Here is a 24,914-nt window from a genome sequence, read left to right on the forward strand (position 1 = left end):
AACTATGTTTGATCGCGACGTAAATACGTGTCCGAATGCTCTTCGGCTCATACGCGCCAAAACAAACATACTTTTTCATTTGCATCCCTTACTGCCCACAGTTTTGTTATCGGCCGAATGCCTTCGACCCGTGCGATGATGTCCAACGCATACGTGCCGCAGGAGTTTACATGGCCGCTCAAGAAGATGGGCTAAGCATCTCACCGTTTCCTTCTTCCCTGAGGGATCTCCGAACTCTATGCCAACCAGGGCATCCTTGCGATCCCGTCGATCGCGCTTTACATGATGGCGCGTATCAGGAGCTGGGGACTGTACTGCAGTGGCTGTCTGGATTTGCTACCCATGCTACGGAGCGTGCCTATGAGAAGGAAGTCCATAGGTTTTACTGCTGGGCGCTCTTCATCGATCGAAAGCTGTTGGCCGAAATCACCCCGTCAGACCTAGACTTCTATGATGCATTTCTCCGGGATCCTCCAGACTCCTGGTGCGGAATGCGCAATCGGCGTCGTACTGCCGGAGATTGGCGGCCGTTCGAGGGAGCTTTGTCGGACGCGAGCTGCTCATTCGCATTTCGCGTCTTGGAAAGTTTATTTTCGTTTCTGGTCGATTTCCGGCACATCCAATATAACCTCTTCCGCGAGCGACGAATCCGTCGGAAGAAAAGTGCCATGGGATCCACAAAGCCCTCGAGATCCCTGCCCCTTTTGTCGTTTGTTCGATTACTCCGAGAGCTCGAGTTAGAGTGCGAGAAGTTTCCAGTCGGACATCCAGCGCATGACGAGGCCGAGCGGATGCTCTTCGTAATTCGGTTCATGGGAAACACTGGCATCCGCGGGGAGGAGTTGGCCTGTATCCGCCTGTCCGATTTGTTTTGCTACAAGTCACCAAGCTCCGGAGATGAAACGTGGTCGCTTTCTTTAAGGAACGCGAGCGGGCAGCAGGCAAGGAAGATTGTCCTGAATCCTTCGGCCAAGTATGCCATTTACAGATACTTGGCGGCACGTGGTATCCACATTCCTCCTCCTCCGTCAGCAACGCCCTTGGTATCCCGGCTCCACGGAGACGAGCAAGCTGTTCCTTTAGGCCGGGACTCAATCTATGGAATAGTAAAAAACGCCGTGAACCTCGTTGCCGACAGGATCGAACACAAAAATCCGGATGAAGCTGCCCGTTTTAGGAAGGCAACTCCCCATTGGTTGAGGGTCACGTATCGTCGAATGAACGTAGATTCTCGGCAAAATGTCTACGCAATCCCAAGGATGAGTGCTTAGCTTACGGCATATCGGCACCGCTGCACCCGCCCAGGGCACCACCATTCGGCATATGGATACGCGAATAGTCTCGGCATCGTTGTCACTGGCTGGGTTACCGGCTATACGAGCCTGTGGAGTGTTGTGCCGCCGCCAACTAGCGCTGAATCTGAAAATCCTCTAACTGCTATTTCTCGTTCACACATCGCGCCACGCTCGAGTGCTCAGGTTCGCCTTCAGCGCAATTCTGAGCCATAGAGACGAACAAAAGCCCGCTTGCGCGGGCTTTTGGCGGCCACCAATGAGACATTGGGGTGGCCTCGTAGGCTAGGCCTGCTTCCATTATGCCATCGCGAAGCAGGGCTTCATCTATCTCGCAGACGGGGGCAGATTCCAACTGCCGCCGATAGCCTGAAGATGGGCCGCACTGCCAAGGCAGCCAATTGCCTGGCGGTCACGGCAAAGCGTCGGTGGACGCGAGCAGAACGCTTATGATTGACTACTAGCCACGCATTGCTGCCACGATATCAGCGGATTGCCAAATGCACGTGCGTCATTCATGCGCAACGTATAGGTGATGCGACGAAAGCTGGCCTGCCCTGCCCTACGCGTTGACCCGTCGCCGTCCTATTAGCTTGCCGTTGCCGGTGACACCGTGACGTTTGTGAGCGCTTTCGCATTTGGCTGATGAACGACGAAGCCGGTTCTGCAATAGAGCGCTCCGATCGCGGGCGGCTCTATCGCGCCGCCCTCCCCGGCCAATGCAATTCCCGTTTCTAAGCCATGCTCCAGCACGTTGAGAAATTCAGCCTTGTCTTCCCTGGGAATCTCTCGTGTAGCGGGATACGGCGAGGTATAAGCAAACAACATGTCCGCTACTTGCCGCAACCATCGGGCAAAGCCCTCGCGCATTCCTGTGACGTTATCCTTTCTGCGAAACAAGCCATTGGCGATAAATTTCACGAACTCTACAACTGCGCCGTACTGCATGGACACGTTTGGCATTCCTTGAATCAGGTCGCGCGCTAGGCCGATCGCGTACCGGCGATTGAGCGCGGTTGCGAGGTGGGTGGCAACAAATTCAAGCGTCCGCGCCGCCATCTGCGGCTGCTGGAGTCCCCAAAAGACGTCATCTGCATGAAGGGCGAAAACGGTGCGATTGTGCAGCGCCGAGTTGAGGGCGAACTCTGCGTGATCACCACGTGAGATCTTGCCGTCCTGCAAGCCCTTCATCGCCACGAGATAGGGGAACACACCCTTGATACCAAACACTCCATAGACCCAGTTCCTAAGGCGTTCATCCACCGAGAACAAGGCTGCCCCCTTTTCGAGGCACAACGCGAGCGCGTCATAGGTATCTGTATCGAGAAGATCCTTTAGAAGGATGAGTTCGTGAGGCATTTGCTCCGGCCCATACACCGGGCAAACTTCGCAGTGTTCGTCCATTAGCCTCAATGCTTCGGTATATTGGCTTGCCTTCCACTTGCGAGCCTCTTCCGTGATAGGCAAGAATGCGAACTGCCCATCTATATCGGCCGCATGTCCCTCTGCGCGAGAATCCAACGCCTCGACTTCCGCTTGTTTGAATCGATCGTAGGTCCCCCGGCAAACATACACCCGTGGCAACACTGAGAGAAGATCACCCTGTCCAAAGCGGACAAGTTCAGCCAGCGTGAGCGCGTCCATCACAACGGGGAACGATTGGTCGAGCAACAATGCACTTGCGGCCTCAAGCTCTGGCGCTGTGGTGACACCACTTGCGAGCGGAGGGTTGCGCTGGTCCCAACTGAAGACCATTTGCATGCCGTCGGCGCCGAGCATTTGCGCACACAAGCCAAGCGGAAGCTTGCTCTCGGCGTATTGCTCCATTACCGATTTGCTACGTTGCGTTTGCGCCTTGAGTCGGTCATGGATGGGCGAGACATCCAGGTTCCCATCCTCTTTCTCGGTCAGGCTGAAGAGCTGCAGACCAGGCGCGGGTTCTAGCGATTTCGACAAGAGTTCGTGCGCGTACTCGCCCAGTCCTTGATGAGCATCACTGATCTCACGAATCGTGAAATTGCGAACATCGAACGTTCCCTCGATGTCAACGGTGTCGCCGCATGCCAGTCCTAGCATCGTTTTCGCCAGCGGGCTGTCCGCAGCAAGGAATCTCGCAGATTTCGGCAGATCCGTCATGCCTGCAGGATCGATCACGATTTTTACGATGCTCCTGTCCGCGCCCTCAAGCGTCACCATGGAGCCAGGCCTCACCTCCGGAAAGTGTGTTCTACCGTGTCTGGCTCGGTGACCGATCAAAACTCCCATTAGATAGGAGGAGGCGGCACTGACGTCGTCCATGTTCGAGCGGAACATGCGATAAAGCCGCGCGTACCCGACCTCTGGCTTGCCATACTGCAACTCTGCCGCCGCCAAGTGCGCGATCTGCTTCAGGGTCCCCGTAAGACGCTCGGGCGCCTCGCTGAAGGCGTTTCGGATTTGTGCGGGTGGTCTGGTATGAAGAACAACTTGGTACCAAAAGACCCATGCTTCCGCCCGCTCTGGATGGGCCTCGCGATGCAGTCTCGCAAGCAGTTCGAGCTGGCTCCAGTCATTGGCTTCTTGTGCGACGCCCATCGCTAGGCGGCGGAAGGCGTCATCTGAAAGCCATTCGGGTGGCACTTTTTCCAGGAGGTCTTTTGACTTTCGCCGGTACCCACCAAACAATAGGGCACGCAGTCGTCGCGTCTGAATTGGTAGGCTGCGGCCGCTGGGGTCCACCGACTCCAAGAGGCCGACGGCGTCGGAGAACTGATCGGCGCGAATCAAAATATCCGCGACGATCAGACGCTCGCGCGAACTCGAATGGGTGGAGACTCGCTTCTTTATGACCTCGACAAACCGGAGCGCTTCGCTGTCACGGCCGGCATTGAGCATCAGCCCCGCAAAGGCGCTGAGTGTAATCAGATCAAGGCCATCAGCGGGCGTCTCACTGACTTCCTTGACCACCTTTTCGGATTGGCCGGAGTTGCACGCGCACACCATTTCAAGCAGCTTGACAACCGGTTTCTCGTCCGGCGCATGCTCGCGCAATGCGTGAGTGATGCGAGCAAATGCCTCGGACTCGCCTCGGTTTGCGGCCGTTTCGGCCGCAAGGAGCAATCCGTCTTCGTCCAGCGCATTGAGGTGGGCTATGGAAAATTTAACAAGATCCTCGTGCCGGCGGAGGAAGAGCAAGGATCCGATGTGTAGGGCGGCCACGTTATCGGCATACTCAGGAATTTCCGTTTCGATTCGCTCGCATATGGCGAGCGCCACGCCAGGCTTGCCGGTTAGCATGTGGGCAAGCGCCACGTGCGAGGCAGCTTCGGCCCTGTGCTGGCTATTTTCGATCCGCCATAGTTCTGTTGCCGCAGGCTCGAACGCGGCGATTACCTCATCGAGACCCTCACGCAAATCTTCGGCGTAGGCGTCGAAGTCCGCGGAAATCCCGTCCTTTCCTGCGACGCTAACGATGATGCCTGCGGCCCCTTTGCGGGTGAAAAGGCCTGCATCCTTTGCGCGTAAAGCTCGCCGTGCGTAGGTTACCGCCAAGTCGCTCTGTTGCCGATAAAAGGCGTAGGCCATCATTTGCAGCGCATCTGCTTCTTCTCTGAAGCGCGCCGGCAATTCGGCTTCCGTCAAGTCCTCGTTCTCGCAGATTCGAGCATTGGTAGCCGCTAGCCAAACATGGAGCGAAAGCGGGAATAGGCCTAGCAGGCGTGCCCCTTCAGCGTTGGCAAGCTTGAGGTCTCCCTGGATGATATGCGCTCGGATTTTGTTAGCGGCGATGCGCTCGTCATCCCAAAACAGGTCATAGGCACGTAGAAACCACTCAGCAGCGACCTCCTCACGATTCTGTTGCCAGTGTGCAATGCCATTCTGAAGAGTCCAGCGCGCCTTCTGATGTCTGTCGAAGCTCGCGATCTCGGTTTCGAGAGTGGCAAGCAACTCCTGCGCAGCCTGAAATTTCAGGCCGCGCAGCAGGTCGTTCACCTTGTCAAGCTGCCTCGTCACAAGCCCATTCGGTGAATCTGTCCGACCTGTAGGCAACATCTGCAATAGTGCCGCCTTGAATGTTGCTTCCATCGTCGCAGGCATGGCAGCGATCTGCGCCCCAGTCCTTTCTCCCTGCTCACGTAGCACCGCAATGGCACCGCCCGCGCTGTTTGGGGAGTATTTCGGATGCAATGCGTCGTATCGTTGGATGTGGTTGCATATCTCGGTCCACGATTCCACTTCGACCAAGAATTGGCCATTGGCCTGCCGAAGGTCGCTGACTTCCTGTGCGTGCTTGACGAGCGCCGTGTCGCTTGCAGCTGTCGTGGCAATTATGAGGCGGACAATCTTCCAACCCGCCGCGTCGGCCGCGGCAACCTCATCATCAATTGTCTTGGTGGTCACCCCGCCATCGACATACCGCTTGCACTGGATGCCAATTCGACCGGCTCTTGATGTAACGAAAATGTCTACACCGCCCTGCTTCTGCCCTGATCTGCCGTTCCTCTTTGGAGTCGGATCGTCGAACACGACACCGTAGACATCCGTGCACATGTTTTCGAAGCTGTCAGCATTCGTTGGCTTTGAGATCTCGATCTCGAACGCGCGCATTCTGTAGGCCTTTCTAGTTCTGTGTCGACGGATGACCCTTGCAACCATTCCGCGGTCATTGCTTCCCCGCATTCTGCCAACAGGTCCCAGCGACTCCCCTTCCCTTCGCCGCTTGTTCAGACTGGAGCATCATCTTCGACGTGTTCACACGATGAAGTATTGTCCAATGACTGCCACAGGTCTTGCAGCGTAGGGTTGGCGTTGGCAATCGCCCGGTAGCACCTGATTTCCAATTGAGCAGTCCAGGTGTCGTGGCCCGCCTGGACGAGGCGTCCCGCTGCGATCTCCTCCGCAACCGCGCTTACCGGTAACCACGCAACGCCGTATCGCTCGACCACCATCTTCATCAGCAACATCGCCATGTCCGCCTCGTAGCAGCTACGCAGATGGTACGGTGCGTCGGCGCTGTTCAAGATCATATCGACAACGCGTCCCATGAATGTCGTGGCCGTGTACGCGAGGTACGGGAGCGGAGCGTCGGTCGTGCCCGGCAGCGAAAAGATCGGTTTGCCGCGGTCGTCTGGCGCAGATACAGGGATGAAATCCTCATGGCCTAACGTGATGCCGGCGAACTTGTCGCGGTCGAGCAGGATCGGCACGAGTGGATGGTGATAGCCGATCATCAAGTCGCAACTGCCTTCAGCCAATGCGACGACGGCATCGTGAACGTTCGCTGCGACGACTCGCGCATTGAAATCACCGGTTTGTTGGTGGAACTGCTTCAACCACCTTGGCAAGAACGTCAACGAGAGCGTATGGCCGGCGGCGATCTGGATGGAACGGCCTGGCATCTTTGCCTCCTGGCGCAGTTCCGAACGCAGTTCCGTAATGGCACCGACGGATTCTTTGCTTTGCTCGCAGAACCTGCGGCCAGCAGGCGTCAATTCGACCGGGTAGGTGCCTCGGTCTACCAATTCGACGCCAACCCAATCTTCCAGCGACTTTACGCGTCGAGAAAGTGCTGATTGCGTAACAAATCGGAGCTCTGAGGCCCGGGAGAAGCTGTGCGTCTGTTCGATCGCCAAAAGATCTTCGATCCACTTCAGTTGCATTTGGCACCTCTTTGCCGCTGAGGGTCACACGTACCCAAGTGGGCAGCCGAACGCCCACGTAAACCCCATGTATGGACCGAAAACGCAAGAAATAAGCGAATCCTGATCATCAAAGTACAGCATAAAGTGCGCTATGTGGCGCTCCAAGCAAAACTATTCTGGTATGGAATAGTTTCAATTTACATCCTCATAAAGTGGATTCCATTGCGCTCCTAGAATCCGGTTGGCAAACAAGGCGCACTGATGAGGAATGCGATGGCTATTCAACAAGATTTCAAGGGAACGCGGCGCGAGCATGACTTGCTTGGCTACCGCGAGGTGCCGGCAGACGCGTACTACGGCATTCATACGCTGAGGGCACTGGAGAACTTCCCGATCACTGGCGACCCAATCTCGCGTCCAAGGACCAGGATCACATTAAGATGGTCGTGGAGCAGAATCCGCAAATCCCGGATCGCACGGCAAATCTGCTGCGCCACGAAGCGGACCCGACAGTTGCACTCTACGCAACCTGCAAACGTCTGGAATCTGAGGGGGCAAACGCCATTGCGATCCCCTGCAATACCGCCCATGCGTATGTTGAGCGGATTCAGCCGCATCTCTCGATTCCGATCGTCAACATGCTGACGGAAACCATCGGACACATCGTCGGCAAGTATGGAAAGGGAACGAAAGTTGGACTTCTTGCGACGTCGGGCACGGTGGAGAGTCGGGTATATCACGATGCTGCCGCAGGGCAGCTAGAACTGATCACACCGTCGCCCGACTTCCAGGCGATGGTGATGGAGGCAATCTATGGCCCGACAGGCGTGAAGGCTGGCTACACGCAGGGGCACTGTGCAGCGTCGCTTCGGGCAGCCATCGAGCACCTCCAAAATAAGGGTGCGCAAGTCCAGATCCTCGGCTGCACCGAACTCCCGCTCGTTTTCTCGCAGACCGACAGCTTCCCGGTCGGAAGCGCGAGCGTCGCACTAGTGGACCCAACTGATGTCCTTGCAAAACGGTGCGTCCAGCTAGCGTCCTCCGCCCAGGCGTAGTCACCTACGCAGCACCCCAGAGTTAGGTCGGCATGGACATCGCGTAACCCATTGAATTCGTAGCACTTTATTGGCCCGCAAGCATGTCCATACCTATGGCTCACCAAAGGCGTCCTTTGTCGTGTCCATGTCCATGATTGGGCTAGGTGCTGATGATTTCGAGGCGATGCGAATCGCGCTCGTCACGCGATTCGGGATGCGACGCTGGGTTTGAATCAATCTCCGCTGCGCTTGCAATGGCTACACCCACACTACTTACAGCGATGCACCGCATTACCTTCTCAAGGGCGTCGGCGGAGGCTGCAACTCGTCAACTTGGACTCGCAACAGCGCATTCTCTTGCAAGAGTTCGAGCACCGCGCGATGTGCATTCTCCAGCTTTGATTGCGCACTATCTCGCTCCATCGTGAGCCGCTTGACTTTGCTTTCAAGGGTTTCTCGCTCGCGCCGTCGACGTTGGCGTTCCGCCTTTACCTCCCGAAGTTGGTCATGAATCTCCACCCACGTCTGAATTTCGCGAACCAAAACCGGATAGCGACTCTTTTTCAGAGCCGAAGGGTCAGCACCAGCCTCCCTAGCCACATTGTTCTGACTAACGACGGTGCCGCGCGGAAGCAGCCGAGGATGACCGTCTCTCAGACGTTCAAAGGCTTGACGGAATCGTTCTTCTGCGGTTTCACTCGTCGATGACATTTAGAAAGTTCCTCAGGCCGTTCGCTTCGATTTCGAGCTTCCGTACTCTTGGACTGCCCGGCTTAGCTTGTTCAATTTCACGTTCGAGGGCGGCAAGCTGACGCTTCACAGATTCCCGCTTCTCACTATCAAACAATGCCTCCCTGCAAGGCTTCCTTCCATCGCCTCCTGCACACGGTGACACAGATTCAATCCCTCCGTACTCACAGTCGCCTCTCTTTGCGCACCCTCCAAGTCGAGTTGCACGAAACGTCACTTCTCCCTTGCGAGCAGCCTTTACAAGAGCGCGGAATTCGTTGACTTTGACGAGCTCTACAATCTCTTGCTTTCGCTGCATGCCTAAAGGTGAGACATATCGGTCGCTGGTTAGAGCTTGAATCTGCTTTGCAACCACCTCATAACGGGCAGCAATAGTCAGCTGTTCATATTCGCCATTGAGGCGCATGCGGCTGTAGTTAGCGCCGTAGTATTGAGTTTGAAGCACAGTGAGATGTTTCAGAATCACCTGGATGGAAGTGTTGCTAAGTAGTCCACTCGCGAACATATTGACTGCTCCGGTCCTGCGGAGACAGTGCCAAGCTAATGGCCATTTTTCACCAATGGTGAATTTCCCCATTTTTTCCAAGTTTGGAGTAAACATTTTTGCTATTCTCATATCCTCTTCTGTAATCCTCAGCTCTTCGTCGTCAAACAAGGCTGGACATCCTTTGATAACACTTTGATAGGATTGAGGAACCGGTCGCACAGCGTACGGTTTGTTGCGCCTTGAGGTTGACCAAGGCTCAAAAGAACCGTGGAATAGGTATGGGTTAGCTTTGTCGTCGTCACTACATGAGGCAGCTGGGTTTGCTTCAGCGCATCGCACACGCATTCTGGCGACCGTCGAAATCGCCTCTATCGCCACCTCGACGTGGGGACTTGTCGGCCACCACGCGTCGCTATCGGGGTCGGTCTTGGTGGTCTCACCTCGAACAATCAAATATCGCCCCAAGACCGAGTTCTCCTCCCACAGCAAGCAATCCGACCTCAATCCGGCCGCCTCTTCAAGCCGTTGAAACGTAAAGTTCAAAACGTACGCAAGACCCACGTTTTGAACCAACGTAAAATATGTCGACAGAGACCTTACGTCAATGTCCTCGTTATCCCCCGAACCTACCCATCGCTTAAGGAGCGGAGCGATGCCATAGTTCTCTGCGGTTGTTTCGAAGCGACCATAGCTTTCTCGCTTAGTCCACTTTCCTGCTCCTTTTTTCTGCTTCGTAAAAGGAAGGTATGTATCTGATGGACTGACCATTGAGACTGCATTCTCAAGCGAACCGAAGTTGTGTTCGTAGGCCTTTACGCAAAATTCAAAGCAGGCCTCTATTTTTCGCTTATGTGCGATAAAATCATCGAGAAATAGTCTTAGTCGCTGAACTTGGTAAACCCATATTCGAGGTGGTATGTAGGCGGTTTGGACGTGCTCGTCATCTGCGGACTCACTGATATGTCGCGAAAAGTAACGAAGCGCTATCTCATCGAATATAACAAATCCAATCTCTTCTCGCGCTCTAAAAAGTCGGTCGAGAAGGACAAGGACACGCTTCTTGTGATGTTTGCTCGGGAATAATCCGATGACCTTCGGAAACAATCGAGGGAATTTGCTTAGCTGGTCCGCCGTAATGCCTTCATGCTCGCAAAGAACGACAATGCGACGCACAGAACTGAACGCGACATCAATTGAGCTCCAACTTTGGCTACCGCGGCTTCCCCACATTATCCAGGTAGTCGCCAGCCTCAGCAATTGTTCATTTTTTGAGCCCAATGGTGGTACTTTAGGATGGTGCCCTCCAGTAAATTTGAGTACGAAGCTTCTTCCTACTTGTACAGAGTAGTCCCAACTCGGCTCGCGCCATCGTGATACAGGTATCCCATTCAAGTCTACGCTGACTACCCAATCGTCCGGTGGTGGCCAGTGCGGTGGACGATAGCAAGCCCAGTCGGGCGAGATAGGGTCGCCAGATATTTTCAAAGCAAGTTGGGTGACGAGCATATTCATTCCATCCCCTCCAATTCAAGCAGCACCTGCCGCCAGTCCGGGTGATAATCACCCTCATTGATACGCTCTTGTGCTTCGTGCACCCAACTCCGCCTCGCATCGTTTGACCGTTCAAACCACCTCAACTTCTCCAGAATTCTGTCTCGAGCTAACTTAGACGGGGGTTCAGGCTCATCCGCGTGGGGCAATCTCGCCTTGCTAAGCTCAATTAGCTTTAGTTGTCCGAACGATGCTAGCGACCAAACGTACTCAAACGAATCCACATCCCGATGGTTTACGCACCATAGGCATCCAGACGCCTTATCGCAGTCCGGTCGCGGCGCCCCTCTTGGAATGCTCTCAATCTCTTTAGGTTTGCCCGTACAACCACCTGGAGCCACTGCCTGCGTACGGGCCGAATGTGGGTCGTTTTTCGACCAAAACTTTGCCGACTCAACGATGGCCGTCTGAACGCTTGGCCGTTTGTAGACGCTAAGCAAGGTCCCCTTCAAATGCTGCGCCATTTCTGCGGTTAGCTCCGGATTGGCAGTCTCACGAAGCAGCCAGTTGATTCGAGTGTTCCGCAATATGAGTGGCGAGACAAAGGCAATTCCCTGCTCCCTGCAGATTTTCCGTAGACGGTGTCCGCTGGAACTCACCCCTAGCCGGCTTCCCTTCATCCCAATAAAAGGGAAAAGAAGCTTTGAACGAGGAAAAATTTTTCTTCGCCACTCGAGATAGCGCTCAAAATGAGGTCTGTACTCCGCGAATATTTCAAATAAGACGTCACCCCCGCGCCGAGCTTTATATTCCTTCACCTGATAACCGTTAAGGTAGCTACTGTATGAGAACCGACGTAGCTTGAGGTCAACGGCTGGAGTCAAATTCATCCCCGTCTGGCCGATGAACATGTGTAGTTCAGCTTCTATCCTCAAGTTTGCAAGAGGGTATCGCTCCCCTAGCCTTGTCTCCTGCGCAATCTCGCGGAGACCTGTGTAGTGACCCATTCTTTTTATCGACTTCCCGCTCCTCAGCGCAATTTTGACAGGTAGGGGAGCCTTTAGAACGGTCTGAAGAGGCAGACCATCGCAAATATCCTGTAGCAAGTGCCCAAAAGCAAAAGTGTCGCTCAGATTCTGCTTTTCAGCGCGGATGCCAACTGCGGATTTTCGATGACCTTTCCGCTCCAGTCGCGTTAGGTCCATTGCGGAGGTATGCCGGTCGAAAATCTTATCCAGCAAATTTCCCACTGCTGAGGCATATCCATATGCCGTACCCATCGAGATGCGATAGCTATCGGAGTTGCGTATGCCCGGTGGAGGCCGTCTTCCATTGCGTGTCCTGTACAGCAACAAATCAGCCCAAGCGCAGAAGGTTCCGGTAACCGCCTCCATGGTCAAAGGATGACGCTTGCTCTCGGCAAATCTGAAAAAATATCTCAAGTTCAGAATCTGCTTGTCAGCGTATTCTCTCGAGCCTCCTCCCTCCAGTTCTAAGTTGATTTGCTCGTGTAATGCACGTACTAGCTCCAAGCGTTCAAGTTTCGGCTTTCCAAGCGCTCCACTGGCTATCATCTCCTCGACACAGTCAGTCCGCGCCTGCGCCCCACCTTCATAGAGGAGGATATGCAGGTTCCATGGTGTTTCCTGGTCTCCAAAATGGACACTGGGAAAGCTAAAATCAAATAGCACTTCATCGATTCGCATAGACTAGGCCGTTACGCTTGAACGTGGTTCCAATTCCTACGTCGGATTCCGGTAAATGCTGCGCTGAATGCAGCTGAGACCTCCTGTTTCACCCGGGTTTTCTCGCGGAACTTCACGTATCGAAGGCTTGTCTGCTCGTGCTTATGAAGCATGGCATCTCGAAGGACACCAACTGCTTCAGTCGTGCTTGCGCCGCTCTTGAGCAGGATGTCAAGAAACCATGTGCCAAACGTTGCCCGCGACTGATGAAATTTAAATTGCTCCATGAAGCGCATTTCGGCCATGACCGCACGTGCTCTCATATCAAGGACGAGTCGGTCTACGGTTGCGACGGTGTATGGCCGACCGCTCCGCGTCAGGAAAAGTAAATTCTTATGCTTCGGAAGCGCCCTTGTTTCCCTCATCAAACGCTTCGTCGACGTCGCATACCGCTTCAGGTCATCCAAAACCACTTTGGGCACCCAGAGATTGCCTGAGACCGAGCCCTTCGTTGCTATCCCTGTCCCCGGCCCAACGGCAAGCAGGAATACGCCAGGCATGAACGGGTCTTCTCGCGCAATTTCAAGCCCAGTAACGGTCAAAGTGACGTTCGTACCGACTCGTGCACCGGTGAAGAACCCGTGGCAAAGCATTAGATGCAGCTCCTCAGTTTCATGCTCTGCGGTGTACCTGAGCAGCCGATTCATGTCCTCGGAAAGAAGGGGTAAAAGACCGTCCTCGAGTTGGTCGCCCACTACTCTGCGATAGGGAATTGACAGGTCGCTACTCATCCTAAGCACGGCTCGCCTGAAACCACACGAATCAGCAATCGGAATAGCGATGTGGCGGTCATGCCACATTGGGACAGTATTGCCGACAAGATTGTGCAAGTTTGCGAATCGATAGAAGCGGATAACTGCATTCATGCAATTCGATACCGTACTACCCCGTAGCCTGCCGGCTTTGCGCTCATCGACCAGATGTTTTCTGAATATTCGGAGTACCTGTTCTGCCTGGCGTACAGGGAAGTGCCGCCAATCAAGTCCCTTGCTCTCAAGCCAGTTCGCGTATCGATACAGGTGTTTCATTTCGCGCCTGACGGTTTCTGCGTCGACCGCAGACGAGGCTGTCCTTTCCGTGCTCCAGGCGTTTGCCTCATCCCAAGGACTGTGGTCTGCCCAAAAGATTTGTGGTAGCCGCTCAACAGGCTTCTTATCAGGCGACTTCGTCCAGACCAGCCGACCACACTCGTCAAGCGTCGCCTCCTGAAATTCGTGTTGGATGCAATCAAGCCACGCCATGGTTGACTCCTTCGACGTAGGCGATGGGTCGTCCGCTACAACCGGTCGGTGCGCATGTAGATGAAGCCGGAGCGCTCCAACAGAGAGAATCCGATGGAATCAGTGCAAATCCACAAGCGTCAAAAGGAATGATGGATGAATGTTGGATTGAATCGGGGCAGTCGTGCGGGAATGTCAGCAACGAGCCGTGCGAGCGTGCGCTGCTTGAGCAGCGACAAGGATACGACGGAACCTCACTTATGAAGTATTGTTCTGAGAAGAACCGTTCGAATCTTGTCCTCTTGGGGAAATCCAACTCCATGACTTCACGCTGCATCGCATTCTCTCCGACGTACCCCTCTCATAAATAGCCAGACCGGGCTTACTTTATAACGGGCAGTCACGTCTTCGGATGCGAGAACAACCTATGGACATTGCGTCCTGTCACCAATCTAGCAAAAGCTCTGTCCTTATTCAAGGGTATGGTCGACTCAGTTCAGACCGTATCTTTATCACTCTGACGACTCCGGAGTGATGTTGGACATATCCAACGTGAAGCAACTCTTCCCGCGTCATCGACAAGGATTTCATTCACGAAGGTCAATTCAGCATTTGATGCTATAGGACTTGCAACTCGCCTCCGATGCACGAATTTCCATCAACGGTACTATCTACCTGACCAATACAATTTTATATTCGTTATCCTTATGATAATTGCTATACCATGAAATTTACATTCTTTATCCGATAGATATATATTCACGCTATACGTACCATCACCCACAATTTCAATCGATGTATAACATAAAATAATTAGGACAATTTACGTGCCAGAATTGACTTCACCGACTCGTTTGTGAGGTACTTTCTGCTCCCGAATTTTCTTTGATTTCTCTGCGCTAACCAGCTAAGCTAACTTTGAAGTTTATGCTGACTATGTCGAGGAGTATTGGGCTATGTGGCCTCCTAGGCATAAGCGTGCGTCATATTGAATTGAGGAGCTAGCGATGGGGATGATTCGGGAGAGACGGCAACAAGCGCTTGCTGCGCTACTTGAGCATACCAATCCTTGGATGACCGCGCGGTACTTCGCGCTGCTCAGTCATTGCATCCGGTTGGAGGACCTCAAAGATGCATATCTTGCTCCGTTTCCCAAAGGGGGAGATGCGGACACGCAACGACCCTCGGTGACACTGCGAACCGTGAAAACGGGCAATTGTATGACAAAGACTGACGTGCCATTCAGGGCACACGAATGCACCTCCTGCAGGATGCAAATCGTGAGCTCGAGTATTCCGCACGAATCCAAGGACGAACCACAGACGCATAGGTTGCTGCGCACTTGGCACGACCTCGAACGAACCGACGCCTTGGCCGCACTCTTTAGCGCCCTAGACGAGCAACTGAAGTATTGAGCGATGCCCGCTCTCGTTGGGGCTTTATGGCCCACCCAGTCTTTAATGGCAGTTCTAAAGTGAGTTGGGCTTCGTCGTCAGAAGCCATGTCGCACGGCTAGTGATATGCACTTCTTAGGAGAGTCTCGATGTATGAAAGCAAGGATGAGATAGTCTTCGCCCCATCTATCGATTGGTTTAAGGGGAAGGCAAAGAAGTTGAGGAAACGCATCGGTCAAGATTTGGTCACACATACGTTTTGTCTGGACCTTCTAGCCAAAATTTATGGATTCTTCAACTGGAAGGATTTCTGCGCCTTCAAACTGAGCGACGATGAATACGAGACGTTCTGGGATGCAGAGCTCGATGCCAAGACACTCGACGAACGACGGTATCTCCAGTCGTCGTCACTGATGATGGCGTTAGGGATGTCCGAGGTCGAAGCGCTTCGGGTGCTGGACGACGTCGGCGTTTCGCGAAAGCCTGAAAAGGCAAGAACCAAGTTGCAGACTGCTCCGGAAATCGCAACAAATCTGTACGTGGAGGAGCAACCCAAACTGAACCAAGGCGCGGAAATAAATAGGGAGTTGGCCCGGCAACCTCTCGTCAGCTACAAGAAGCGTCATCTGATTTCGTGTTCGCTCCCGTCTGCTTCGTCTTGACCGGCCCAATCCGAATCCCGCCGACTTGACAGCTCAGTACGCCATCCTCGAGAGCATGCTACGTCCGTACGTTCGACCGCAATCGCCAACTGGCCAGACAACACCGCTGAGCATCGGCGTGTGCGCTTGCTTGATTCAAAGAGGCTGTGCGCGGGAATTACAACACTGGAGGCTAGGCGGGATTTCGACATCATCGCCCCTTAGGCGCGAGTCGTCGAACTCCGCAACGACGGTTATTGCATCGTCACCTCCCTCCGTCAGAGTGTGGCCGCCTCCACAATGTCGGGCTGTGCATCAACATAGGCGCGAGAGTGAAGCCCATACGCGAGTCGAGCAGTTCCCAGTTGGTGCTTGCTCTCTGGCACTGATGTACGTTAAGCATCAACTGGTTGTGCAGTTGATGCCGAAGTGCCGTTCGCGATGACAGTTCGGACATAAGGCCATCACATTCTCGATGCTGTCGTCGCCGCCGTCCGCCAACCGTTGGCGATGATGCACCTCGAGGTACGGCCTTCCGTCTGCGCGCTGAAACGGTGCCGCCTGCCCACATCCCTCGCAAGCGCCCTCAGCCCTCAGCAGGACTTCCGCGATGACGTCCGGATTCCGCCTGAATGCACATCGCCTTATTTCGCCGCGACGACCGCAATCTCGACTCGCAACAAGGGGCCGGCGAGTTTCGCTTCAACAGTCGCACGTGCCGGGCCGCAATCCTTCTCAACCCACGCGTCCCAGACTTCGTTCATCGCGTCGAAGTCTGCGTCGATGTCGGAGAGCCAGATTTGGGCAGAAAGGATTCGCGACTTGTCCGTGCCGACCATCTCGAGATACTTGTCGATTTTTGCGAGCGCACCTCGGGTCTGGGTTCGAATGTCCGAATCGTCGTTATCGGAGGTTTGACCACCCACGAACACCAAGTTGCCGAACTCCACCGCTCGGCTCATCCGGGCATTGGTCACGTGCCGCTTAATTTCAGTCTGCATCTGTGTTTCCTCAATCGACGTTATGGAAGATACCGGCCAACTGGCCCAGTGTGATTGGCTTGATTGGAGGTCGAATGCGGTAATAGCCGACTTCTGCGGGAGAGACCTTTCGCTCGTCCGCGATGACCTCTGCGACCGTTAGCCCGCACATGCGTCCTTGGCAGGGGCCCATCCCACAACGATTGAACGCTTTAATCTGGTTTGGCCCCACGCATCCAAGAGCGACGGAACGTCGGATTTCTCCAGCCGTCACCTCTTCGCATCGACACACCAATACGCCGTCGTCCGTCGGCACCCGAGTCGCGTCGCTCGGTCGATAGAGCGAGTCGAGGAACGGCCGGATGGAAAGCTGCTGCGAAAGGCGCGCGCGCAACTTTGCAGCAAGCCGCGAGAACTCGGTGTCGCGAATCTTTCCGTGGCGCCGCGCAATCTCGAGGCCGCAAATCTCTCCCTGGGTCGCCGCAGCTTTGGCGCCGGCAATGCCACCGCCATCCCCGACGACGAAGAACTCGGGGACGTCGAGCTCGAAAACATCGCTCCGTTTGGGGACCCAGCAAAGCTGTACATCGTCCCAGCGATGCTCCGCTCGAATCGACCAGGAAGCCTGGGTGTTCGGAACGACGCCCTGATGCAGAAGAATCAAGCTTGCATCAACCCGATGGCTCTGATTGTTTGCGGTGAACGAGAGCGCCTCTGCGACGGATGCTCCATCGACACGAAGGTCTTTTGCACCGTGATACACCGGCACGCGAGCCTGGCGCAGCACGCGCAGCAAGCCAACGCCCTTCGCAAGGTCTCTCCAACCAAACAACGCACCTACTACGTGCTTCGCTGCTCGGCGCTTGTCGGAGAGAGTCGTTGTTTCGACGAGCGCCTTGATGGGCGCCTTTGCCCGAAGGTACTGCGAAGCCAGCAGATACAGAAGCGGCCCGCAACCTGCCAATACGACCGGCTGCCGAGGAACCGTCCCGGAGGCTTTCAACAGAATTTGAGCAGCACCTGCGGTCATTACGCCGGGCAACGACCACCCGGGAATCGGGAAGGGGCGCTCCATCGCGCCGGTCGCGACGACAATCTGCTTGCCCGTCACCGATTTCGTCTGTTCCTTCTGCAGGTATTCGACGGTTCTGTCCGCATTGACTTGCCACACCTGTGCACCACGCTCATGGCGCACATTGCTCGATTCAAATGCGAACGCGATGTCCTTCCCAGCCGCGTAGTCCGGACCGAGCAGCGTCAGTCGTTTATCGTCGGTGCGAGTAATCGAACGATAAATCTGACCGCCGACCGCCTCTTGTTCGTCCAAGAGCACGACGCTCAATCCCGCCTGCGCTGCAGCCGTAGCGGTAGTCATACCTGCCGGGCCGGCTCCGATTACGACTACATCAAATGATTCTGGCGTCACAAACGCTACTCCTGGCGCAGTTGGGCTGCTGGTGCATCGTCATCGACTCCCTGACGAACCTGGCGTGCACCTTGTTGAGAACGAACGACCATCCCTTCCTGAACGGGCTCGAGGCAGCTCTGGGTATTTGGCATTCCGTCGACTTCAACAAGACACTCGAAGCAAACGCCCATCATGCAAAACGGCGCTCGTGGGGCGGCCGTCACCGGCGTGCTGCGAAAGCGCCGAACGCCGGTCAGCAGTAGCGCGGCGGCGAGGTTGGACCCGGCCGGTACCTGATAGTCGATGCCGTCGAACGATATGCGTACCGTCGGACCCTGCGAAGTCGGTAGTTGCTCAAACAGTGAATCAGTCGACATGGGCAAAAGCTTCATAAGGTTTCAGAAAGCGGTCCGCGGAGAAGGCCTGGAAATCGGGAGGTATCGCACCGCCCGTGAGCCAGCTGCCAAGGCGCAGGGAGTGCGCAGCCGCCAATGTGACCCCGCTGTGGCAACTGACGTTGAACGCGCCAGGATGCGCTTCAGACTCTTGATAGATTGGGAAGCCGTCTGGTGTCATCACACGAAGTGCGCCCCAGGCGCGTACGAGCCGAACGTCACGTAGCAGCGGGAAAGCCCGCACGCCGCGAGCAGCAATTTCGGAGATGACGTTGGTCGTCACGCCGTTGTTGAAGCCCACGTCTTCCAACGAGTCACCCAACTGAACCGTTCCTTCATTCGTTTGCCGGACGGTCACCGTCGGATGATGAAGGAACGGCGCGACGCGCTCGCTTATCAAGACCTGGCCGCGTATGGGGACGACGGGGGCGTTAAGCCCAACCATCGGCGCGAGGTTTTTGTTTCCTAAGCCGGCCGCCAGGATGACGCGCGCCGTCGTCCATCGACCACGTTTTCCATGCACGACGAATCCACCGGCCTGCGGCTCGATGCGTTGCACGCGCTCAGAGTTGACCAAATCCCCGTTACGATTGGCAAACCCTCGGCGCAAGGCAAGCAGAAGCTTGAGAGGATTGACATGGCCGTCCATCGGCGAATAGGTCGCTCCGGCGACAGACTTTCCAACACCCGGAAGCCGCGCAGCAAGTTCAGCCGGCTGCAAGACTTCGAAGGGATAGTCGCCATCTGACTCGTCAGCAATCTGCGAAAGCTGGCTTGCGCGCTCCTCGAGCTCTTCGTCGGAGAAGCACAAATCGAAGCCTCCCTGCTGAAGTAGTTGTGTGTCCACTTCAGTCTCTGCGAGCAACGTAGCGGCAAAAGACGGCCAGAGCGCTGCGGATGCGCGTGTCCATGAGGTGTAGCTAGGCCTTCCGACGCCTTTACCTTGGACCCAAACCAAGCCGAAGTTGCCAACGGAGGCGCCGAAGGCATCATCCCCTTCATCGATTACAAGGACTTTTGCGCCTTCTCGCGCAATTCCGAAAGCAACGGCAGACCCAACCAGCCCACCACCGATGACGACTGTGTCGTAGAACTTTGATATTTCACGTGTTGTCATTACCGCATTCTCAGAGTGCAGGCCGCATTACTTCAGCCCGCCACTAACCTATCTACCATGGCGTGGAGAGTTCGCCGGGCCCCGGTGGATTTGTGCGCTTGCGCATGCATGCAAAGGGCAAGCCCACCAGCCACAATCCAACTGCAGTTATCGGGGATTGGCGGACTTGGCCTCAGAACCAATCAGTACCGGCAACTGCCGCCGAGAGTTGTTCTGTGTTGCTACGAATCTTGAGCCGACACGTTTATGCGGTCAAATGCGAATACAATCGGTGTCTATGCCAAAATGAGATAGGTGAGATGAAACTGCGCCAGATTGAAGCTTTCCGTGCGGTGATGCAGGCAGGGTCGACCACTGGGGCCGCCCAAGAGTTGCACACATCTCAATCGAACGTCAGTCGCCTCATAAGTCAGCTCGAAATCGACACTCGGCTGGTCCTGTTTGAGCGCACGGGCGGACGCCTCATCCCGAAGCCCGAGGCGAAGGCGTTGTTCAAAGAAGTAGAGCGAGCCTTCGTCGGCCTGAAAAGCCTCACCTATGCTGCAGACACCATCCGCAACCTTGGCAGCGGCCGGCTGCGCATCGCGTCAATCCCAGGAATCGGACTCAGCTTCCTGCCACGCGTGGTTCAGCGATTCAAGCAGTCTCGACCCGATGTCACGGTCTCGATTCATACGAACACCTCTAATACGGTTGAGCAGTGGGTGTCTTCACAGTTCTGCGACATCGGCATCGTCGCTTTCGTCTCCGCCGCCGCGACATGCCAGGTTGAAGCGCTCCCCGACTCTGAGGTCGTTTGTATTCTGCCGAAGAACCATCGACTCGCCGGGAAAGCCAAAATAAAGGCGACAGACCTGCAGGGAGAGGAATACATCTCACTGGTGCATGGCGACGGCTCGAGAGAAGAGACCGACCGGCTGTTTGAACGGGAGGGCGTCTCACGCAACATGTCGCTCGAAGCACAATACAGTGCCAGCTGCTGCGAAATGGTCAAGGTAGGGCTGGGCGTGACGTTAGCCCATCCGTTGGTAGCCTCGGATTTCGTGGGGCAAGGAGTCAAAATCCTGCCTTTCTCCCCATCCGTCCACTATCCCAATTTCCTCTTATATCCGCCCCATAGCTCAATGTCGCAGCTGGCTGAACAGTTCGTCGGACTGTTGCGGGACCAGTTCGAGCGAGAAATCGCCGGGTGGCAGAAGTAGCTCTTCCTATCGGCACGCGGCGCTACCGCACACTGCTACCTCTTCGCACAGCTAGTCGAATAGCGCGTGCTATTACGTCCGACATAGCAGACGCTGTATCGGTGGATTCTGGCGTCTCGGGACTGGCTGCGGGGCAGCTCGCTCTGGCAAGCACTGTCGCCAGGCACGGCTCGACGCGCGCCGCGGTGCTGTCGATTACCAATCAATCGCAACCCACCTGCATCTACGCTGCAGACACTCGCCTCATTGGTGCGTGCAATCGCCGCCAAGCTGTCTGTTCTTCCGCTCGCTCGTCTGCCGGTCGACCCTATCTCATTTTTGCATAACCTGTCGATTTATTCGCATTGGACGCGATTGACTTGACCCACGCATCATTCGCCTAAGCGTTGACAACCAACACGCCCTGTGAAGTCGGCGGGGCGCCGACGGATGTCTAGCGCCAACGGAGGCTGCGTACGAAGCGCGACAAACGTCGCTCCTAATCAGTCAATAACAGGCAACAGGCGAACGTTCGATTTACGGACGCTCCTGCCAGTCGCAAACAGGAGTTTTGCAATGAAGTTGAAGATGATTATTGCCGCGTTGTGCGTTGCCTGCGTGCCGTTGGCAGCGGCAGCAGATACCGTCAAGCAAATCCGCTTTGGTGTCGATAGTTCGTACCCTCCGTTCGAATCCAAGACGCCGAGCGGCGAATTGGAGGGATTCGACATCGACCTTGGGAATGCAATCTGTGCCAAGCTCAACGCGAAATGCGTGTGGGTCGAGAACTTGCGTATTTCGGCGAACGTGACCGCCGATTTCGGGAACGTGACCGATTCGGCGGGGTTGGGCGTTGCGCGGTGTTGATTGTAGATTTTCTTGTTAGTTCTGGTCGAGTTCGGGCTCCAGGACGCTGGGTTTTGGGGATGCCTTTCTGAGGGATTCACCGGTGAGCGTGATCCGGTGATGACGCTGCATGAGACGGTCGAGCATTGCGTCGGCGATGGTCTCGTCGCCGATCCATCCATGCCAGTGCTCAATCGGTAACTGGCTGGTGATGATGGTCGCCTTTCCCGCCGAGCGGTCATCGATCATTTCGAGCAGATCGTTTCGGACCATCGCGTCGAGGGGAGCCATTCCCCAATCGTCCAGCAGGAGCACGTCAACGCGGGCGACCTGCAGCAGCCATTTTGTGAAGCCGCCATTGCCGTGCAGAACGCGAAGCTCCTCGCCAAGTCGCGGCACGCGCAGATACAAGGCCGAATGCCCGCGCCGGCAAGCGTATTGGGCCAGGGCGCAAGCGAGCCACGATTTCCCAGCGCCGGTTGGACCGCTGATGAGCAGGCTGTAGCCGGCTTCGACCCAGTCACCGAGCGCGAGACTCGTGAGTGAGCGCGGATCGACGCCACGACCAGCGCGCGTGTCGAGATCTTCAATGGCGGCTTGCGGATACTTGAGGCGCGCCTGCTTGAGCAATCGGGTACGACGGCGATCATCACGCCAGCTGGCTTCCCGGTCGACCAGCAGTGACAGGCGTTCCTCGAAGCTCAGGCTGGCCGCACCGGGCTGCGTCAGTTGTTCTTCCAGGCCGTCAGCGAAACCGTCCAGCTTCAGGGTGCGCAGTTGCGTCAGTGTCTGTTGCATCATCATGGTGGGTCTTCTTTATTGGTAGTAGCTGGGGCCGCGTACATGCGCGTGGCTCGGGCTGATCCAGTCGGCAGGCGTTGCCACTGCAGCGCGGTCACGGTTGTTGATCAGGATGTCGCGCACGTGGCGGTAACGGTGCACGCCCAGCTCCAGTGCTAGCGCACAGGCGGCTTCGAGACGTTCGCGGCCATAGCGACGTGAGAGCGAGAGCAATCCGAGGCACGCCCGATAGCCGTGTTCCGGATGACGTTGCTCCTGCAGCAGCCGGGTAACAAGCACGCCGGTTGCCGCGCCGATCTGCTGTCCCCAATGAATCAGCCGCTGCGGCGTCCATTCCAGATGAGCGCGGTGCGCCGCCGGCATGTGCTCGACGACGGTGGTGTAGCCGCCTGCGCGCTCGTTGCGTGCGTGGCTGGCGACACGGCGACCGCGATGCAGCAGTTCGACAGCGCCCGCCGTGATGCGCGCATCGAGCTTGAGACCGACCAGCGCGTGCGGCACGCTGTAGCGGTGTTTGTTGATCTCGACGTGATAGTCGATGTGAACCGTCACTGTCTTGAAGCGCGCGAGCTCATAAGGCTGTGCCGGCAACGGCTGCAGTGCCGGCGCGTCCAGCTGGGCGAATGCGCTGGCGCGACATCCCGGCAGCTTCTGGAACGGCCTCTCATTCAGGTTCTTGAGCAGCGGGCGGATCGCCTCATTGACCGAGTGGACCGACTCAAACCGGTGATGACGCAGGCGCGCCATGATCCAGCGTTCGACGACCTGGACCGCAACCTCTACCTTCGGTTTGTCCTGCGGACGATATACGCGTGCAGGAAGGAATGACGTGCCGTAGTGACGTGCAAAGTCCAGCACGGTGTCGCCGGCGCGAGGTTCATAGCGATCGGGATCGGCAATCATCGCGCGCGGGTTATCCGGCACGATCAACTGCGGCACGCCGCCATAGAAGGTCAGCGCGCGACCAATGCCGCCCAGCCAGTCCTCCATCGTTTCGGCCGGCGTCGCACAGGCGAATGTGTAGCTCGATGCGCCCATGGCCGCCACGAAGATGTGCGCGCGGCGTCCAGTCGTCAGCGGCAACGTGGGGCCGGCGAAGTCGACAAACAGCTTCTCGCCGGCGCGGTGAATCTGACGCATCGAGCGCTTCAGGCGTTTCGTGAACGCCTTGTAGTGCTCGCAGAACTGCGTATAGCGGTAGGTCTGCCGGTCCGCGAACTCGGCCTGGTACTCCTCCCACAGCAACGTCAGCGTCATGCCCTTGCGACGCAGCTCCTGATGGATGCGTCCGTAGTCGGGCTGGGCGTAGCCTGCCGGCCCGGTGGGTTTGCCGAGAAGCCGCCGCTCGAGCTCGCCTTCATCCATATCGCAGGCGCTTGCCCAGTCCAACCCGGCGGCACCGGCTAGTCCGATGTACTTCGTGACCACGCCCTTGGATATGCCCAGTGATGCGGCGATCCGATCGTGCGAGAAGCCGCCGTCGAATTTAAGTCGTAAAACGTCCTTGATCATGCGCATGTTCATCCGGTGCGCGGGCATGCTCTCTCCGGCAAAAGCCGGCGAGCATAGCCCGCGTGGTTGATGTCATGCGCAACGCCAATCCTGCCTTCCGGTCCGCTCGGTCACGTTCCCGAAATGCCCGGTCACGTTGCCGAAATCGCCGGTCACCATCCCGAAACGGCCGGTCACGTTCGTCCGAAATACGCAAGAACTCCTTTGACGGCATGATTCCGGCTCTGCAGGCGCGCAAGTTCGATGCAATCAATTCCTCGATGTCGAAGAACGAGCAACGACTCAAGGTGATTGACTTCACGAGCAAGCTCTACGCGCCCATCGAGGCGCTGGTTGTCAAAAAGGGCTCTCCGCTGGTGGCTACAGCTGAGTCGCTCAAGGGCAAGCGAGTTGGTGTACTGCAGGGCAGCACTCAAGAGACCTACGCTCGTAAATATTGGGGCGGGAATGGTGTCGACATTGTGCCTTACCAAACGCAGGACCTCATCTGGCCTGACCTCATCGCAGGTCGTATCGACGCGGCCATGGCCTTTGCTCCTCAAGCAGATGCAGGCTTCCTGAAGACCCCTCCGGGCAAGGACTTCGTCTTTGCGCAAGGTCCCGCTATCAAAGACGACTCCATCTTTGGCCCGGGCGTTAGCATCGGCGTCAGAAAGGACGACACGGCGCTCCGCGACGCTATCAACGGCGCTATCGATAGCCTGAGAAAAGACGGCACATACGACAAGATTGCGAAGAAGTATTTCAACTTCAACATCTACGGTAGCTGAGTCGGGTAAGTCGATTCACAACGGGGCATCGCAGCTTCGGGGCTGGCGCATCATGCGCCGCCCCGCCAGATAGTTGTCTACAGCGCCGACCACGGGCGCAAAAGATACATACCAAATAGTGGCGAGCGCGGGTATCAGAGATGTCCTACGGTCGATGGCCTTCGCGCGCCACAAAAGCATCGAATGTGAGGTCGGGTCAGGCTGAATGCGCAAACCTGGTCGGTTC

Annotated in this window: 16 protein-coding genes and 2 pseudogenes; 5 read left to right on the top strand and 13 right to left on the bottom strand. The window is 56.1% G+C overall.

The window, feature by feature from the left end:
- Positions 1 to 1,880: 1,880 nt before the first annotated feature.
- Both RR42_RS29575 and RR42_RS29580 read right to left on the bottom strand, forming a co-directional pair.
- Positions 1,881 to 5,879 (bottom strand): PIN domain-containing protein, encoded by a 3,999-nt coding sequence (locus tag RR42_RS29575; protein WP_043355224.1) that lies wholly within the window; start codon positions 5,877 to 5,879, stop codon positions 1,881 to 1,883.
- A 116-nt stretch (positions 5,880 to 5,995) separates the two neighbouring features.
- On the bottom strand, positions 5,996 to 6,931 hold the full coding sequence (locus RR42_RS29580; protein WP_052495059.1) for a LysR substrate-binding domain-containing protein: 936 nt from the start codon (positions 6,929 to 6,931) through the stop codon (positions 5,996 to 5,998).
- Between the two features lie 410 nt (positions 6,932 to 7,341).
- Between RR42_RS29580 and RR42_RS29585 the strand changes: the two are divergent.
- Positions 7,342 to 7,968 (top strand): annotated as a pseudogene (locus tag RR42_RS29585) (aspartate/glutamate racemase family protein); the annotation flags it as partial.
- 273 nt (positions 7,969 to 8,241) lie between these two features.
- Here RR42_RS29585 and RR42_RS38970 read toward each other — a convergent pair.
- The 4 genes from RR42_RS38970 to RR42_RS29595 are packed head-to-tail and all read right to left on the bottom strand — an operon-like array spanning position 8,242 to position 13,664.
- A complete protein-coding gene (locus RR42_RS38970; RefSeq protein ID WP_082055149.1) occupies positions 8,242 to 8,661 on the bottom strand; it encodes a hypothetical protein in 420 nt (139 codons plus the stop codon).
- Positions 8,645 to 10,699 (bottom strand): hypothetical protein, encoded by a 2,055-nt coding sequence (locus RR42_RS40065; protein ID WP_144409990.1) that lies wholly within the window; start codon positions 10,697 to 10,699, stop codon positions 8,645 to 8,647. The genes RR42_RS38970 and RR42_RS40065 overlap by 17 nt, the downstream gene beginning before the upstream one ends.
- Complete coding sequence (locus RR42_RS40070; protein ID WP_124684266.1) at positions 10,696 to 12,384, bottom strand: site-specific integrase; 1,689 nt, start codon at positions 12,382 to 12,384, stop codon at positions 10,696 to 10,698. The genes RR42_RS40065 and RR42_RS40070 overlap by 4 nt, the downstream gene beginning before the upstream one ends.
- A gap of 11 nt (positions 12,385 to 12,395) precedes the next feature.
- Complete coding sequence (locus tag RR42_RS29595; RefSeq protein ID WP_043355229.1) at positions 12,396 to 13,664, bottom strand: site-specific integrase; 1,269 nt, start codon at positions 13,662 to 13,664, stop codon at positions 12,396 to 12,398.
- A 1,522-nt stretch (positions 13,665 to 15,186) separates the two neighbouring features.
- Here RR42_RS29595 and RR42_RS29605 point away from each other — a divergent pair.
- Positions 15,187 to 15,699, top strand: coding sequence for a hypothetical protein (locus tag RR42_RS29605; protein WP_043355233.1), 513 nt, complete (start codon positions 15,187 to 15,189; stop codon positions 15,697 to 15,699).
- A gap of 381 nt (positions 15,700 to 16,080) precedes the next feature.
- On the opposite strand, the gene RR42_RS41525 is transcribed toward RR42_RS29605, so the two are convergent.
- From RR42_RS41525 to RR42_RS29620, 5 genes are read right to left on the bottom strand one after another with little or no spacing between them, the layout of a single operon-like run.
- Positions 16,081 to 16,326 (bottom strand): HNH endonuclease, encoded by a 246-nt coding sequence (locus RR42_RS41525; RefSeq protein ID WP_082055150.1) that lies wholly within the window; start codon positions 16,324 to 16,326, stop codon positions 16,081 to 16,083.
- Positions 16,323 to 16,679 (bottom strand): RidA family protein, encoded by a 357-nt coding sequence (locus RR42_RS29610; protein WP_043355234.1) that lies wholly within the window; start codon positions 16,677 to 16,679, stop codon positions 16,323 to 16,325. Before RR42_RS29610 ends, RR42_RS41525 begins: the two co-directional genes overlap by 4 nt.
- Positions 16,680 to 16,689: 10 nt before the next feature.
- Positions 16,690 to 18,084, bottom strand: coding sequence for an NAD(P)/FAD-dependent oxidoreductase (locus tag RR42_RS29615; protein WP_043355236.1), 1,395 nt, complete (start codon positions 18,082 to 18,084; stop codon positions 16,690 to 16,692).
- A 5-nt stretch (positions 18,085 to 18,089) separates the two neighbouring features.
- Entirely contained in the window at positions 18,090 to 18,443 is a 354-nt protein-coding gene (locus RR42_RS38985) for a (2Fe-2S)-binding protein (RefSeq protein ID WP_082055307.1), read from the bottom strand.
- Positions 18,433 to 19,578, bottom strand: a complete 1,146-nt coding sequence (locus RR42_RS29620) for an NAD(P)/FAD-dependent oxidoreductase (protein WP_043355238.1) — start codon at positions 19,576 to 19,578, stop codon at positions 18,433 to 18,435. The genes RR42_RS38985 and RR42_RS29620 overlap by 11 nt, the downstream gene beginning before the upstream one ends.
- Positions 19,579 to 19,877: 299 nt before the next feature.
- Between RR42_RS29620 and RR42_RS29625 the strand changes: the two genes are divergently transcribed.
- Together RR42_RS29625 and RR42_RS29630 are read left to right on the top strand one after the other, a co-directional pair.
- Positions 19,878 to 20,780 (top strand): LysR substrate-binding domain-containing protein, encoded by a 903-nt coding sequence (locus RR42_RS29625; RefSeq protein ID WP_043355240.1) that lies wholly within the window; start codon positions 19,878 to 19,880, stop codon positions 20,778 to 20,780.
- 567 nt (positions 20,781 to 21,347) lie between these two features.
- Positions 21,348 to 21,548 (top strand): annotated as a pseudogene (locus RR42_RS29630) (transporter substrate-binding domain-containing protein); the annotation flags it as partial.
- A gap of 93 nt (positions 21,549 to 21,641) precedes the next feature.
- On the opposite strand, the gene istB reads toward RR42_RS29630, so the two are convergent.
- Both istB and istA read right to left on the bottom strand, forming a co-directional pair.
- The gene (gene istB, locus RR42_RS29635; protein ID WP_035927402.1) at positions 21,642 to 22,409 is read right to left on the bottom strand and encodes an IS21-like element helper ATPase IstB; all 768 of its coding nucleotides are present in this window, start codon (positions 22,407 to 22,409) and stop codon (positions 21,642 to 21,644) included.
- 12 nt (positions 22,410 to 22,421) lie between these two features.
- A complete protein-coding gene (istA, locus tag RR42_RS29640) occupies positions 22,422 to 23,945 on the bottom strand; it encodes an IS21 family transposase (RefSeq protein ID WP_043355244.1) in 1,524 nt (507 codons plus the stop codon).
- Positions 23,946 to 24,130: 185 nt separating this feature from the next.
- On the opposite strand from istA, the gene RR42_RS29645 reads away from it, so the two are divergent.
- Positions 24,131 to 24,688, top strand: coding sequence for a transporter substrate-binding domain-containing protein (locus tag RR42_RS29645; RefSeq protein ID WP_233474030.1), 558 nt, complete (start codon positions 24,131 to 24,133; stop codon positions 24,686 to 24,688).
- Positions 24,689 to 24,914: the final 226 nt, after the last annotated feature.

This window comes from Cupriavidus basilensis, assembly GCF_000832305.1.
Classification (GTDB): domain Bacteria; phylum Pseudomonadota; class Gammaproteobacteria; order Burkholderiales; family Burkholderiaceae; genus Cupriavidus; species Cupriavidus basilensis_F.

What these genes read in the sequence shown, in the direction of transcription:
- RR42_RS29575 (WP_043355224.1), bottom strand. Translation starts at nt 5,879, where the DNA reads ATGCGCGCGTTCGAGATCGAGATCTCAAAGCCAACGAATGCTGACAGC.
- RR42_RS29580 (WP_052495059.1), bottom strand. Translation starts at nt 6,931, where the DNA reads ATGCAACTGAAGTGGATCGAAGATCTTTTGGCGATCGAACAGACGCAC.
- RR42_RS38970 (WP_082055149.1), bottom strand. Translation starts at nt 8,661, where the DNA reads ATGTCATCGACGAGTGAAACCGCAGAAGAACGATTCCGTCAAGCCTTT.
- RR42_RS40065 (WP_144409990.1), bottom strand. Translation starts at nt 10,699, where the DNA reads ATGAATATGCTCGTCACCCAACTTGCTTTGAAAATATCTGGCGACCCT.
- RR42_RS40070 (WP_124684266.1), bottom strand. Translation starts at nt 12,384, where the DNA reads ATGCGAATCGATGAAGTGCTATTTGATTTTAGCTTTCCCAGTGTCCAT.
- RR42_RS29595 (WP_043355229.1), bottom strand. Translation starts at nt 13,664, where the DNA reads ATGGCGTGGCTTGATTGCATCCAACACGAATTTCAGGAGGCGACGCTT.
- RR42_RS29605 (WP_043355233.1), top strand. Translation starts at nt 15,187, where the DNA reads ATGTATGAAAGCAAGGATGAGATAGTCTTCGCCCCATCTATCGATTGG.
- RR42_RS29610 (WP_043355234.1), bottom strand. Translation starts at nt 16,679, where the DNA reads ATGCAGACTGAAATTAAGCGGCACGTGACCAATGCCCGGATGAGCCGA.
- RR42_RS38985 (WP_082055307.1), bottom strand. Translation starts at nt 18,443, where the DNA reads ATGTCGACTGATTCACTGTTTGAGCAACTACCGACTTCGCAGGGTCCG.
- RR42_RS29620 (WP_043355238.1), bottom strand. Translation starts at nt 19,578, where the DNA reads ATGACAACACGTGAAATATCAAAGTTCTACGACACAGTCGTCATCGGT.
- RR42_RS29625 (WP_043355240.1), top strand. Translation starts at nt 19,878, where the DNA reads ATGAAACTGCGCCAGATTGAAGCTTTCCGTGCGGTGATGCAGGCAGGG.
- istB (WP_035927402.1), bottom strand. Translation starts at nt 22,409, where the DNA reads ATGATGATGCAACAGACACTGACGCAACTGCGCACCCTGAAGCTGGAC.
- istA (WP_043355244.1), bottom strand. Translation starts at nt 23,945, where the DNA reads ATGCCCGCGCACCGGATGAACATGCGCATGATCAAGGACGTTTTACGA.
- RR42_RS29645 (WP_233474030.1), top strand. Translation starts at nt 24,131, where the DNA reads ATGATTCCGGCTCTGCAGGCGCGCAAGTTCGATGCAATCAATTCCTCG.